The sequence below is a fragment of the Petroclostridium sp. X23 genome, from assembly GCF_030013905.1.
Taxonomy (GTDB): domain Bacteria; phylum Bacillota; class Clostridia; order SK-Y3; family SK-Y3; genus X23.
In genome coordinates, this window is sequence record NZ_CP124862.1 from 508,389 (window position 1) to 520,857 (window position 12,469).

Annotated in this window: 17 protein-coding genes; 2 read left to right on the plus strand and 15 right to left on the minus strand. The window is 37.7% G+C overall.

From position 1 onward, the window contains the following. Nucleotides 1–151 precede the first annotated feature (151 nt). From QKW49_RS02440 to QKW49_RS02510, 15 genes are all read right to left on the minus strand, one after another. Nucleotides 152–754, minus strand: coding sequence for a SpoIIIAH-like family protein (locus tag QKW49_RS02440; protein ID WP_282866005.1), 603 nt, complete (start codon nucleotides 752–754; stop codon nucleotides 152–154). A 70-nt stretch (nucleotides 755–824) separates the two neighbouring features. Beyond that, nucleotides 825–1,424: a stage III sporulation protein AG gene (spoIIIAG, locus tag QKW49_RS02445; RefSeq protein ID WP_282866006.1), complete on the minus strand. Its 600-nt coding sequence runs from the start codon at nucleotides 1,422–1,424 to the stop codon at nucleotides 825–827. Nucleotides 1,425–1,435: 11 nt separating this feature from the next. Continuing rightward, entirely contained in the window at nucleotides 1,436–2,095 is a 660-nt protein-coding gene (spoIIIAF, locus tag QKW49_RS02450; protein WP_282866007.1) for a stage III sporulation protein AF, read from the minus strand. A 9-nt stretch (nucleotides 2,096–2,104) separates the two neighbouring features. After that, nucleotides 2,105–3,271, minus strand: coding sequence for a stage III sporulation protein AE (spoIIIAE, locus tag QKW49_RS02455; protein WP_282866009.1), 1,167 nt, complete (start codon nucleotides 3,269–3,271; stop codon nucleotides 2,105–2,107). A gap of 10 nt (nucleotides 3,272–3,281) precedes the next feature. Then, the gene (gene spoIIIAD / locus QKW49_RS02460) at nucleotides 3,282–3,668 is read right to left on the minus strand and encodes a stage III sporulation protein AD (RefSeq protein ID WP_282866011.1); all 387 of its coding nucleotides are present in this window, start codon (nucleotides 3,666–3,668) and stop codon (nucleotides 3,282–3,284) included. A gap of 16 nt (nucleotides 3,669–3,684) precedes the next feature. Next, complete coding sequence (spoIIIAC, locus tag QKW49_RS02465; protein ID WP_282868042.1) at nucleotides 3,685–3,879, minus strand: stage III sporulation protein AC; 195 nt, start codon at nucleotides 3,877–3,879, stop codon at nucleotides 3,685–3,687. 167 nt (nucleotides 3,880–4,046) lie between these two features. Then, on the minus strand, nucleotides 4,047–4,568 hold the full coding sequence (spoIIIAB, locus tag QKW49_RS02470) for a stage III sporulation protein SpoIIIAB (RefSeq protein WP_282866012.1): 522 nt from the start codon (nucleotides 4,566–4,568) through the stop codon (nucleotides 4,047–4,049). Then, nucleotides 4,565–5,590, minus strand: coding sequence for a stage III sporulation protein AA (gene spoIIIAA, locus QKW49_RS02475; RefSeq protein ID WP_282866013.1), 1,026 nt, complete (start codon nucleotides 5,588–5,590; stop codon nucleotides 4,565–4,567). The genes spoIIIAB and spoIIIAA overlap by 4 nt, the downstream gene beginning before the upstream one ends. A gap of 192 nt (nucleotides 5,591–5,782) precedes the next feature. Further along, nucleotides 5,783–6,214, minus strand: coding sequence for a CD1247 N-terminal domain-containing protein (locus tag QKW49_RS02480; protein WP_282866014.1), 432 nt, complete (start codon nucleotides 6,212–6,214; stop codon nucleotides 5,783–5,785). Between the two features lie 63 nt (nucleotides 6,215–6,277). Then, entirely contained in the window at nucleotides 6,278–6,835 is a 558-nt protein-coding gene (efp, locus tag QKW49_RS02485) for an elongation factor P (RefSeq protein ID WP_282866015.1), read from the minus strand. 168 nt (nucleotides 6,836–7,003) lie between these two features. After that, the gene (locus tag QKW49_RS02490; protein ID WP_282866016.1) at nucleotides 7,004–8,077 is read right to left on the minus strand and encodes a Xaa-Pro peptidase family protein; all 1,074 of its coding nucleotides are present in this window, start codon (nucleotides 8,075–8,077) and stop codon (nucleotides 7,004–7,006) included. A gap of 236 nt (nucleotides 8,078–8,313) precedes the next feature. Beyond that, nucleotides 8,314–8,766, minus strand: coding sequence for a type II 3-dehydroquinate dehydratase (gene aroQ, locus QKW49_RS02495; protein ID WP_282866017.1), 453 nt, complete (start codon nucleotides 8,764–8,766; stop codon nucleotides 8,314–8,316). A 2-nt stretch (nucleotides 8,767–8,768) separates the two neighbouring features. Further along, nucleotides 8,769–9,623 (minus strand): TIM barrel protein, encoded by an 855-nt coding sequence (locus tag QKW49_RS02500; RefSeq protein ID WP_282866018.1) that lies wholly within the window; start codon nucleotides 9,621–9,623, stop codon nucleotides 8,769–8,771. Between the two features lie 36 nt (nucleotides 9,624–9,659). Continuing rightward, nucleotides 9,660–10,178 carry a shikimate kinase gene (locus QKW49_RS02505; protein ID WP_282866019.1) on the minus strand — a complete coding sequence of 173 codons (519 nt, stop codon included), beginning with the start codon at nucleotides 10,176–10,178 and terminating at the stop codon, nucleotides 9,660–9,662. Between the two features lie 117 nt (nucleotides 10,179–10,295). Then, nucleotides 10,296–10,559 carry a late competence development ComFB family protein gene (locus tag QKW49_RS02510; protein WP_282866020.1) on the minus strand — a complete coding sequence of 88 codons (264 nt, stop codon included), beginning with the start codon at nucleotides 10,557–10,559 and terminating at the stop codon, nucleotides 10,296–10,298. Nucleotides 10,560–11,022: 463 nt separating this feature from the next. Here QKW49_RS02510 and QKW49_RS02515 point away from each other — a divergent pair, with 463 nt between their 5' ends. Together QKW49_RS02515 and QKW49_RS02520 are read left to right on the plus strand one after the other, a co-directional pair. Next, the gene (locus QKW49_RS02515) at nucleotides 11,023–11,781 is read left to right on the plus strand and encodes a hypothetical protein (RefSeq protein ID WP_282866021.1); all 759 of its coding nucleotides are present in this window, start codon (nucleotides 11,023–11,025) and stop codon (nucleotides 11,779–11,781) included. Between the two features lie 32 nt (nucleotides 11,782–11,813). Next, nucleotides 11,814–12,356 carry a hypothetical protein gene (locus QKW49_RS02520; protein WP_282866022.1) on the plus strand — a complete coding sequence of 181 codons (543 nt, stop codon included), beginning with the start codon at nucleotides 11,814–11,816 and terminating at the stop codon, nucleotides 12,354–12,356. The last annotated feature ends 113 nt before the right edge of the window (nucleotides 12,357–12,469 follow it).

The window sequence follows — 12,469 nt, forward strand, 5'->3', positions numbered from 1 at the left end:
TCCTCTAAAGATAGTAAACCTTTGCAGCTTTAATATCTGATATATACTCCTGGGCACACCCATGGGGCAGATACAAAACCTGCCCCCTCTTACCTTATATTCAATCCGATGTGTTATATTATACCAAAAAAAGTGAATATGTACAATCAAATTATTTTACTTCTACAATTTTAATTTTTTCTGTAGCGACACCGGTATGCGTAAGGATAATATCCTGAATTTGCGCGACCTGGGATGGAATTAACCCTTCCGACTGAACAACGACATTAACATTTCCGTTGTGAATAAATACGACGCTATCTTCAAACCCTTTGGCCTTGATGAGGCTTTCGATGATTCCTTCTTTCTCAATTGCCTTTGCGATTTCAACGGCTTCAGCCTGCGCTTTTATTTTAGATTCCTTTGGTGAATTAGCATTATCTACGACACTTTGCAACGTTTCCAATGCTTCACTTCTGGACCTTTCCTTATTCATTCTTGCTTCAATGAAATATAGGTTGCTGCTGCCGGTATCTACTACCACTTTATCCTCTTGCTCTTCTATAGAAGAACTTGCACTTGCACTTTCATTTTCAACATTATTGCCATTTACCAATTGAGCTTCCCCAAGGTTTTTCTGGGATACTTCCGTATCCTCGGTAAAAGTCGGAACCAACTCCGTATCCTTTCTATACGACCAATTTAAATAACCCGCTACTAGAATCATAACCACTAAAGCAATAATTACTACTCTTCTTCTTTTTACAACTAACATCACAATACCCCCAGTATAATAAATTTTAATTCTATAACAAGTGACTGCAAAACCTTATGTCACATTGTTTTTAGTTTTTAAATTTTGTAAATACCTGTACTTTGTGTGCCGGTATTCCCAGAACAGTCTTTACCGCCTGATATATATCAGACTTTATTTTCATATCCGATGCGCCTTCCGCTACGATTATCACCCCTTTGATCTTAGGCTCCAATTCTTTCAATATTAAAGGCTCTTGCTTTCCCCCTGATGAATTAAGCATAAGTGGTTTACTGTTTAGCTGCTCTTGTGTAACTTTCCTGGTTCCTCCCTGGTTATCCGTTTCTTCGGTAACAGTTCCTCCGCTCTGCGTATCGGTTGCCGGAACAACCTCTGTACCCGAATGAAACGTTAACATGACTGATACCTTACCTACTCCTTGCATTTGCGATAAAATACTTTCTAATTTCTTCTCCAGCTGTTCCCCATATGTATCATCATCTTTTTCACCTTTTGTTATACTTGGGTTTTGAACAATGGGAACAGTTTTTTCATTATTATCTTTTCCTCCCTTAAATAAGCTTCCGCCTGAGATGGCTATAATCACCCCTATGATGAGTACGATAGCCAAGTTGACCATTCTTTTGTCCCCTGTAAAAAATCTCTCGTAAATTGCTTTAAACCACTCCACAAAAGCCCTCCTCACTCCACATTCTTCTGTAAATAAATTTTGATGTTATCTCTTGGTATATTATAAACAGCTTCCAGATTATCTAATATTTTTAACCTTAGCTGTTCTTCTTCTCTGCTGATTTCACTATCGTTTGTAGCTTTATTTTGAGTGTCTTGTCTATCTCCATTTTTATTGTCATGTGTCGATATATTTACAGGCTTTATAGATGCGATTGCAGGAACCGACCCCGCCGCCGACCCGGAAGCAAGTAGTATTTCCATATCTCTAATGGACCCAAAACTGCTGCTATCCAAATTCGTATCTATATTGACGGTTACTCTCGCATCATATCGGCCGCTGATGGCTTTTACTCTTGTTGCAACTTGTTCGGTGATTTTTGCCTGATAGGTATTTATAATTTGCTGCGTTTGTTTTTCTTCCAACATTTTGCTTTGTTGGATAACTTTTGTTTTATCTATATAATTCCCTGTTTCAATGGTCATCCGATTGAGAAGTGCTTCACTATCCGACAACTGAACAATGGGCTTTATAATCATGATCATCACGATTAACCCAAGTATCAATTTTGAATATTTTTTAAAACCTCCACTCGGCATCAGAATTTCCACAAAAAAGGAAATCATCATCACTGTAATAATATTTATGATCCAGTCTCTTATAATATCCATTCTTATCACCTACCTCATCATTGCAGAGATATTACTTGCGCCAACAACGATGGTAATGGACAGTAAGAACATCACTGCTACAGAAATCACCATTGCGAATATCAATGTCAGTGAATTTCCTAAATCGCTAATACATTGAACAATCCTTTTATCCGATACCGGCTCAATCACAGCCCCTGTCAATCTGTAAATCACCATTAACGCGGCAATTTTAATTACTGGTACAAAGCATATTAGGATAATGACTACCAGTCCGGCAATACCAATAGCATTTTTTAATATTAGGGAACATCCTATCACTGTATCAACAGCATCAGATAATATCCCGCCAACAACAGGAATAAAATTTCCTACGGCAAACTTTGCTGTTTTGCTTCCTACGCCATCAATGACTGAAGAAGCGAATCCCTGCACTGTAATGACGCCGATAAACCCGGTAAGCAAAATCCCCAGACTCCATTTTGCCAATTGATTTAAGAAATCCACCAGTTTTGTGACATGGAATTTATCCGAAACATTATTCACCATTGAAAGTGCCGTTGCAAAAAATAAAATGGGAATCAACATGTTTTTTATGACTGTTCCAATAATTTGTACTGAAAACAAAATCGCCGGTTGAAAAATAGATGCGGAAGTAATATTACCGGTGGAAATCAGCAATGTCATCAGTGTCGGAACCATGGACTGCATAAACATCACCATGTTATCAATCACGTCTCTCCCTATACCCACTGCATAGGAAAAACTTTTAATCATTACCCCGATTAAAAAAATGTAGCACGCAAAAAAAGCAACTTCTCCTACACCGTCTCTGTTAAATGAGCTTTGAAGGTTTGTCAATATCCCGCAAATGATTGCCAAAACAATCAGCTGCAACATAATTCTTACATTTAAATACACCTCTTTCATGAAGAAACTAATGACCTTCTTCATAAAATACTCCATATTAAACTCCATCTTTCCTGTGGACAAATCCTTCGTGAGTTTTTCAACATTAAAATCCGGGATCACCTGCTTGGTTTCAGCATCAATCAGGTGATCGGCAATACCCGTTAATTGATCTACTTCCGCCGTATCGTATTGTTCATTAATGATTTTATCTTGCTCATCCTGAGCTGCAGCGCTTGTGATTGTAAAAACCAAAACCACCAGCACCAAAAGCAGTATTTTTCTCATATTTTTCTCCTTATGGTAAAATTTCTACCAATAGATTTAGCAATGCCAATATTATAGGTGCTGCCATTACGATGATCAGTATTTTTCCTGCGAATTCAATTTTTGAAGCAATGGCGCCTTCCCCGGCATCCCTGCATACTTCAGCCCCAAATTGTGCGATATATGCTATACCGATCACTTTTATGATGGTCGTGACATATATCAAATCCAGATCTACCTTATTGGCAATTCCCTCAAGCAGCTTTAATACTGTTGAAAGATTAACCACCACCAAAGCAAAAATGATCACGCCTGTTATAATACCGATTTGCAGTGATATCTCAGGCCGCTGGCTTTTTAGAATAATGGATATGACTGCCGCAACCATTCCTAAACCTACTATTTGTAAGATTTCCATATTGTCACCCACATTATTATAATCTGAACATTGTTTTTACAGTATCAAACAAATTACTTATTTCCTGTATCACCATCAGCAGCACTACAATCAATCCTGCCAGTGTAGTAAGCATCGCTTGTTCCTCACGTCCTGATCTCACTAATAATTGATTCAAAACAGAAACCAATATGCCTATGGCCGCAATTTTAAATATCAGGTCAATCCCCATCATGATAACCTCCGTTTTTATAAGCATCGTAGGGGTGGACGACCCTGTCCACCCGCTGTACTATTGCTCTATCTACGGGCGGACAGAGTCGTCCGCCCCTACGAAATCTTAACTGTTAGCGTGATATAACTTGGTAAATTACAAATCTAAAGTTCGTTATCTATAAGTTACAGAAACAATAAAGAAACTAATATTCCACCCAGTACCCCTAGGTTTTTACATAATTTCTCATTCTTGTCTTTGAGGACTTGGGCGTTCTTTTCTTCCATCAATAGCTTGGAACATGTAAGATGAATATTTTTAATTTGACTTTGCGTGTCCGAACATCCTAATGCGTTTCCAAAAGCTATGAGCACTTCCCTATCTTCCTTTTGAAGATGCATATTGGGGACTGCCTTATCTATAGATATTTTCCATGCCTCTTTTGCAGTCATGCCCGTCCTCTGTGTCAGAAGATAAGATGCATGTTCAAATATTTGTTTTATATTATCCGGAACATGGGTCGATATTCTTTGAAATGCCTCGGGGAGAGGGTTAAGGGTAAACGCTATTTCAGACTCAAGCATCTGCAATGCTGTCTGTAAAGCCCGCAACTCCTCGGGACGCTTTGCATATTTATTTGCTGCTGAAAATCCCATGGTGGTAGAAGCTCCTACGATCATCAAACAACCTACCGCTTTAAGCATCATATGACATCCCTGCTCTTCCCGTCTATTATTTCTTCAATGGTTCCTGTTCCGCGTGATTTACTTAATATGATGATTTTTTCAAATATATTATCTCCGATAAGCTTCCCAATGAGCGGCCTTCGCAATACATCCTGGCGACTGTATCCATGAATGGATGTAATGATTTTAACACCTGCATTAAGCACCTGCTTTAATGCAGCGATATCTTCCTCCATGCCGATTTCATCGGTTATAATCACTGCCGGCGACATGGACCGAATCATCATAATCAAACCACAGGCCTTAGGACATGCATCCAAGACATCTGTTCTTGGTCCTACATCATTCTGTGGTATGCCTTTATAGCACCCGGCAATTTCCGAGCGTTCATCTACAATGCCGACTTTTATTCCTTGGAAGTTACAATCATTGATTCCATAACTTAATTGACGCGCGATATCCCTTAACATGGTGGTCTTCCCGCATTGCGGCGGTGAGATGATCAATGTATTATGGACGATGTTAGGTCTCTTGATAATATGCTTTATCATATGATCGGCCGCGCCAATGATTTGCTTGGAGATTCTTATATTCATTGCTGATATATCTTTAATATGAGATACTTTCTGTCCATTTGCGATGACTTTTCCTGTAATACCCACTCTGTGGCCACCGGAAACGGTTATAAAGCCATTTCTTAATTCTTCTTGAATCGAATAGATTGAATTGTTACTCATAAGTTCCAATGAATTATTTATATCATCCTGGGATACTAAATACGAACTGGACTCATCTTCGCTGAATTTTCCTTCCGGCGTTACAAACCACCCTATCGTATGGTCATATAACATAAGCGGCTTATTTGCTCTCAAACGGATTTCCTCTACCGGTTCCAGAACATATCCCGGAATCTTTCTGATAATATTTCTGACCTCTGTCGAAACACACAAAAGAATATCATTATAAATGATATCTTTCGTACTGCGTTGTGCATAACTTTTTAATGAGCCGATGCTTTTCACTTTTTCATTGGTGATTATCATAGTACTTGCCTCCTCTCATAAATATAAATATTAACCTTTGTCCACTTTTAGAACCAAATCTGAAAAAAATATGTAAATCAATTCAAAGTATGCTTATAACCTTCTGATATAACAAAAAAAGGGTAATGAGACAAATTTGTCTCATTACCCTTTTTTTGTTATTGACTACAATTAAGTTAACCGATTTAAACCTTAATGTTCATGATGATGGTCATCACAACCGCAATCGCAATCAAACTCAATTTCGATAGGTTCTTTGCAATTCGGACATGTAATTTCATCTTCATCTTCACCATCGAATATATCTCCGTCAAGATAAACAGTTTCATGACAATTAGGACATTCCACTTCGAAATAGTCTATTTCTTCTTCATCGTCCTCATCCATATATTCATCTTCATCATCATATACTTCATATTCCAATTGAGCTAGATCTTCATCAATCTCTTCTATATGATCGCTAAGTTGAATCTGAGAGTCTTCCATATCGTTGATCGCTTCCGCAAAATCTCCAAGAACATCAATGATGTTTTTAAGAAGTTTACCTTCCTTCGTATTTTCATCGACATCCAAACCATCTGCAAGCCCTTTTAAATATGCAACTCTTTCACCTAAGTATTCCATTTAGAGTCCTCCTTGTTGTTATTATTAGTATGCTAATATCTTACTATGAAAATATTATTACCATTATACTCTTTCCATATACTCTCCGGTTCTGGTATCTACACGGATCATATCTCCCTGGTTAATGAAAAGCGGCACATTGATGGTCGCTCCCGTTTCCAAAGTAGCCGGTTTTGTTGCTCCGGTAGCGGTATCTCCTTTAAATCCCGGGTCTGTTTGCGTTACTTCAAGCTCTACAAAGTTCGGAGGCTCAATTCCAAATACTGAACCTTTATAGGAAAGAACTTTAACAATCATATTTTCTTTAACAAACTTAAGCGCATCACCTAACTGACTTTCATTTACAGGCATCTGCTCATAGGTTTCTTGATCCATAAAATAATAAAGACCGCCATCGTTATATAAGTACTGCATATCCTTTCTTTCAATATGCGCTTTCGGCATTTTTTCAGTCGGTCTGAAAGTTTTTTCAATAACAGCTCCTGTAATAACATTTCTTAATCTTGTTCTTACAAAGGCTGCTCCTTTACCGGGTTTTACATGCTGAAACTCAACAATTTGAAAAACATTGCCATCCAACTCAAATGTAATACCGTTTCTAAATTCACCTGCAGATATCATTCGTTAATCCCTCCGTTATTGTTTTACAGTTCGTAGTTCACAGCTTTCCATATTTAATCATTAAACTTCGATCTGTTTAATAAAAGTAGTTTTACCCATTTTATCTTACCTTTTGTATTTTCTACAATAGTTTAATTTAAAATCAATGAAATTTCAAGGATAATCTTTCTAAATTATTAATAATTCTTTTGTAGAAGAAGTTAGATTGTCAATTCCGCTATCGGTAACAACCACCATATCCTCAATTCTTACACCGCCAAAGCCTTCAATATATATCCCCGGCTCTACAGTCACGACCATACCTTTCTTCAGTTTATTCTCACCGGCCACAGACAGCCGCGGTGCTTCATGTATTTCCAATCCTACGCCATGCCCCAAACCATGTCCGAACTGACTGCCGTAACCATAATCCGTTATAATATCTCTTGCTATTTTATCTATCTCCGTTCCTGTTTTTCCTGCGGTAATCGCATCCAGTGCTTTCATCTGTGCCTCTAATACGATTTTATAGATTTGCTTCTGCTTGTCATCCAGTGCTCCGATCCCTATGGTTCTTGTCATATCCGAGCAATACCCTTCAAATATGCAGCCAAAATCCAATGTCAACAGATCGCCTTTTTCAATCTTTTTCATTGACGCTACACCATGAGGCAAAGATGAGCGCACTCCGGACGCCGCAATAGTCTCAAACGAAAGGCCTTTTGCGCCGTTCCTCTTCATAAAATATTCCAGTTCCAAAGCTACATCATTTTCAGTCATTCCCGGCTTGACATACCCAAGGATGTGTTTAAAACCAAGATCCGCGATCCTGGCCGCTTCCCGCATCTTTTGGATTTCTTGTTCATCTTTTATAACACGCAAGTCTTCTATAATACTTCCTACGTGTTCTAACCTTACCGCATTCATTTTATCCTTAAACTGCTCAAACTGCGCATATGTTACATCTTTATCTTCAAATCCCAGTTTTCTGATCGTATGATCTTTCAGTAAAGAGTTTATTGAATCCAAAGGATTCCCCTGAAACTCTATAACATTAAAATGCTTAGCCTGCTCTCTTGCCTGCTGCGTATAACGAAAATCGGTAAACAAAAACGCACCGGATTGCATCACAATACCATATCCCGCCGTACCGGTAAAACCGGTTATATAAACCCGGCTAACAGGACTGGTAATCAATATCGCATCCATGTTATTTTCTTTTAGCTTATTCTGCAATGAAGTCAATCTTTTCTGTAAAAACATCTAGCCCTCCATTATGAATTTTATATTGTTTGAGACATCATTTCCCTCTATGGGAGGATGTGAAAAAGTACTTAATTGGTCGAAAATCAAACATGTGGACAGTCCCTCTGTTATGCCAAAACCGGGCAAACAGCAGGGACAGTCCCCAAGTTTGATTTCCTCTGCGTGCTGAATCGAACTTTTTATAATTTAAATTTTATATTGTTCATCGTACATTATTAATTATTCACTATTAACTATTCACTGATCTTCTTGTTGATTGCCCTAAGCCCCAACAAATAACTATCTCCGCCAAACCCACTGATCTGTCCCACGCATACCGGAGCGATCACTGATTTGGCGCGGAATTCTTCTCTCGCGTGTACATTGGACAAATGCACTTCCACGGTAGGTATATTCACCCCTTTTACCGCATCTCTGATGGCAATACTATAATGGGTATGCGCACCCGGATTGATTACAATACCGTCTACATTCCCCAATGCCTGTTGGATTTTATCAATAATCGCACCTTCATGATTGGATTGGAATATCTCAATATCTATATCAAGCTGAAGGGCTTCCTGCTTGATTCTTTCATTGATGCTGTCAAAACTCTCGGTACCGTATACACCTTTTTCTCTTATTCCAATCATATTGATATTAGGCCCGTGTATGACCAATATCCTTTTTTTCTCCCCACTACTCACTATTAGTTCCCCACTTTCATATATATCTTTTTTAATTCCAGCGCGTCTTCAGCCATTGTTCCTCTGGATTCACAAATGATAGTCGGGCTTAGATTCTTTCTATAAAGAATTTCTGCAATAGGTTCGAATTCCGGCCCATATTGTGTATCACCAAAGCACCAGTGCTTTTTTTCACCACCGGCAGTAAATTCTATCCGGCTGAAATGGCTGTGAAACGACTTTAGTCTATCATTGCCCAATGCTTTTTCCATGATATCAAAAATTTTTTCGAAATCACTCTGATCTATCAAACATCCTAAACCCCTTGCATGAATATGTCCGAAATCAATGGTAGGTATAAGCCTCTCATCTAGCATACACAATTCCAGAATTTCTTCCAGCGTCCCAAGCTGATTAATTTTCCCTAACGTTTCAGGGCAGATATGTATATCTCCCAGTCCCATTTCGTCTGCCTGGGCAAGGGTTGTTTTTAATGTTTCTTTAGCTAATACCAGTGCTTTTTTTCTATCCATTTTACTGCATGACCCCGGATGTACAACAATCCTTTCGGCTCCCATCCAGCGCGCCGCAGTCATGGTCTCAATAATATACCGCTTGCTGTTCTCCCGCTTTTCCGGTTCGACACTTGCAAGATTTATATAATAAGGAGCATGAATACTCATTGTAATTCCCTGCTCTTTTGCATTCTCTCCCAGTTTTACCGCTGTTTCTTCAGAAATCTTAACACCCTTGCTGCATTGGTATTCATAGGCGTCCAGCCCCATATCCTTTAGCCACTTCGGCATCTGCAGCGATGATTTGTATCCTTGTTCGTAAAATTTATCGGAATTCCCCGAAGGACCGAATTTAACTGTCATCCATTTCTTCCTTTCAAAAATCTAGGTTTTTTTATATTATTTTGCCTGTATTTGGCCATATATATTCAATACAGCTTCAACAGCCTGCTCAACAGTTAGCATGGACACATCGATTTTAAAATCATGATTGCTGTAAAAGGCAGCTCTTTTCTTTAATAATTCTGCAATTCTCGCTTTCGCATCCGGCCCCTTTAGTAACGGTCTGTCGGTATTATGGGATGTATTCCGCATGATAGCTTCTTCATTTGAATACAAATATACAATAACACCATTTTGCCTAAGATAATCAAGATTTTCTTTTCTCAATACCACACCGCCGCCGGTCGCAATAACCGCATTTTGCTCTAACGCGACCTTCTTCACCATATCCGTTTCCAGATTTCTAAAATACTCCTCACCAAACTGTTCGAAAATATCCGATATCTTTTTTTGCTGTTCATTTTCAATATACGCATCAACATCAATAAATATCATATTTAGTTTTTCCGCTGCTATTTTTCCAACCGTAGTCTTCCCTGACCCCATAAATCCTGTCAGAACTATATTTTTATTCATTTTGCCCTCCAACAATAATATGAAAGGAACGGTTATAAACCCTTCCCTGTGAAAAAATTTCCGCAGAGAACGGTTTATACCTTTCCTTTATCAAATACTCTTTATTATTAACGCTGTTTATTCATGTCTTGGATTTCTTTTTACAAGCACTGCCGCTTTTATAATGGCGGTTGTTGCGTCTACTTCAAACTGTTGCTGCAACGCGTTTATTTTCAGATATACCTCTCCCTGATCGGTAACAACATACTTGGGCGGAAGATCATTTAACGCCAGCGCAGCAATATCCATCAAGCATTTGTCGCATGTACAGCAATTGATATCTTTTAAAATCCCTTCCATCATATTAAAGACGACTTCTTCCATATAGTTTTTCAGGTGCATGCTGACCCTCCCATTATATCCGTATCATAATTGTAATATTCTATCATAAAGATGTCTATTTGTATAGAAAAGTATACAAAAGTTTCTGAATTTGTGTCTAAGCTATTAACAGAAGACCATTTAGCTTCATCATGTTGAAAGAATTTAAAAAGGACGGCAAAACCCAAACGTGTTTCTCCTGATTTCTTACCCAGTAGTGATAATTCATTTGGCAAAAAAGCAGCTAAAGCATTGTTATAAAGAAGGTTTGAGAATCATCTGAAAATTGTGCTTTGAATTTATTGATTTTTAAACTTGCATATTATAATATATAAGATATAAAACACCTAAGTAATAATTTTTTTAGGCACAGTGGCAAACACATATTGTACCCATAATATTTTTATAGTATTCTGTTTTTTAATTAGAACAAATGGCAAAAAGGCTATGCATTTATAACTTGAGCAAAATGTGGAGGCAAAAGATGAAGTTTATATATTTTAATCCGGAAACCCGTATGGGTTATATCTCTGATCCTTTAACTCCTGAAGAAGCCGCCGTCATTGCAGATGGTATCGGATACTATATGGCCTTTAATATCATTGCAATGCTGATCACTGCTGTTGTGATTCTGCCATTTATAGTGGTTGCAGGATTAGATAAATTTCTTATTAGCTTTATTTCTGTTAATAGGGATTTTATTATTGGAACTGCCATTGTTTTAATCTTAATTAAGTTCTTAACGGTTCGTCTTTCTTCGGCTCTTATTGTTCGATTTCTATTTGCACTGATGGTTATAATCCCTGTTTTGTATGTTTTACTATATAAGTTTCATATGGCTGACATTACGGTAAGCATTGGAAAGCGGTTTGAATTAACAGAGGATTTTTTGAAAGCTGCAACCGTACAATCCACATGGATTGAATCCTCCCTTCAAAATATTTCAGACGCGCTGTCAAAAGTTTTCTTTGGTTTGACTAATGCTGCAAAATCTATTGATTATTCAGCGTTTTCATCTTCTCTTAGCACTATCAATATTGCATCTATACTCATTTGCATTGGAAAGACCATTCTTTATTGGGGATTACTTATAGTATATGCACTGCTAATTTTTGTTTTTGGATTAATTGCCTTTGTTATTATTATAGGCTTCCCCTATTTTATTGCTTTTGGAGTTTTAGTGTTAGTGAATAACCTCATTTATAATATAAAACTCAATTATGCACGCTATCTAAAGTTCTAATGATTATTTAAATATTTTAAGGAGGTCATAAAATGTTAGAGTTTGTAAATAATTTTTCTGAGATCATTTCAGCAGCATTCGGAATGAGTGATAAAGATATCACATCACGGAATGTCAGCCCCTGTTTGGATTTTGAATCAATGTCCAAAGAAGAATTGCAGGAATTGCAGGGTGTATTGAAAAATGCGATTGCATCTTCTAAAGTTAGCAGCGGCATCGTAGCCGCATTACCCACGGCGATATTTGGAGGGTTAGTATTTGGCATCATAGGCCCGGTTCAGGGAATTGTCACCGGGCTGATTCTCTTCTTTGTATTATATGAATTTAAACGGCATGAATATTGGAGAATGTTTTTTAGTTCTTCATATCATTTTTACAAGCCTATCAAAGCACGCCATTTGTATTCGTCGATTGCGACATTTTTCGCAGAGTATGGCATTCTAGGTGTTTATACAGCTCCTTTTATAATGTACAAAACATCTCGGGAATTTGCAAAAGCAAATGGTGGACGAAAAATGAATGAACATCGTGCTGTCTATGAATTGAATTTAATCAGTAAGTTATTAAAAAGGTAACATATCTGAAATGCAATATCATTATAAAGATATTGGAAAAAGCTGCTTACTATTAGGAATAAATAAGCAGCTTTTTCATGTGTTATGATGTATGTTCGACTCATCTTAAACGC

What these genes read in the sequence shown, in the direction of transcription:
- QKW49_RS02515 (WP_282866021.1), top strand. Translation starts at nt 11,023, where the DNA reads ATGAAGTTTATATATTTTAATCCGGAAACCCGTATGGGTTATATCTCT.
- QKW49_RS02510 (WP_282866020.1), bottom strand. Translation starts at nt 10,559, where the DNA reads ATGCACCTGAAAAACTATATGGAAGAAGTCGTCTTTAATATGATGGAA.
- QKW49_RS02440 (WP_282866005.1), bottom strand. Translation starts at nt 754, where the DNA reads ATGTTAGTTGTAAAAAGAAGAAGAGTAGTAATTATTGCTTTAGTGGTT.
- efp (WP_282866015.1), bottom strand. Translation starts at nt 6,835, where the DNA reads ATGATATCTGCAGGTGAATTTAGAAACGGTATTACATTTGAGTTGGAT.
- spoIIIAC (WP_282868042.1), bottom strand. Translation starts at nt 3,879, where the DNA reads ATGGGGATTGACCTGATATTTAAAATTGCGGCCATAGGCATATTGGTT.
- QKW49_RS02490 (WP_282866016.1), bottom strand. Translation starts at nt 8,077, where the DNA reads ATGTTTTTACAGAAAAGATTGACTTCATTGCAGAATAAGCTAAAAGAA.
- QKW49_RS02505 (WP_282866019.1), bottom strand. Translation starts at nt 10,178, where the DNA reads ATGAATAAAAATATAGTTCTGACAGGATTTATGGGGTCAGGGAAGACT.
- spoIIIAB (WP_282866012.1), bottom strand. Translation starts at nt 4,568, where the DNA reads ATGATGCTTAAAGCGGTAGGTTGTTTGATGATCGTAGGAGCTTCTACC.
- spoIIIAD (WP_282866011.1), bottom strand. Translation starts at nt 3,668, where the DNA reads ATGGAAATCTTACAAATAGTAGGTTTAGGAATGGTTGCGGCAGTCATA.
- spoIIIAA (WP_282866013.1), bottom strand. Translation starts at nt 5,590, where the DNA reads ATGATAATCACCAATGAAAAAGTGAAAAGCATCGGCTCATTAAAAAGT.
- spoIIIAE (WP_282866009.1), bottom strand. Translation starts at nt 3,271, where the DNA reads ATGAGAAAAATACTGCTTTTGGTGCTGGTGGTTTTGGTTTTTACAATC.
- QKW49_RS02500 (WP_282866018.1), bottom strand. Translation starts at nt 9,623, where the DNA reads ATGACAGTTAAATTCGGTCCTTCGGGGAATTCCGATAAATTTTACGAA.
- QKW49_RS02520 (WP_282866022.1), top strand. Translation starts at nt 11,814, where the DNA reads ATGTTAGAGTTTGTAAATAATTTTTCTGAGATCATTTCAGCAGCATTC.
- QKW49_RS02480 (WP_282866014.1), bottom strand. Translation starts at nt 6,214, where the DNA reads ATGGAATACTTAGGTGAAAGAGTTGCATATTTAAAAGGGCTTGCAGAT.
- spoIIIAF (WP_282866007.1), bottom strand. Translation starts at nt 2,095, where the DNA reads ATGGATATTATAAGAGACTGGATCATAAATATTATTACAGTGATGATG.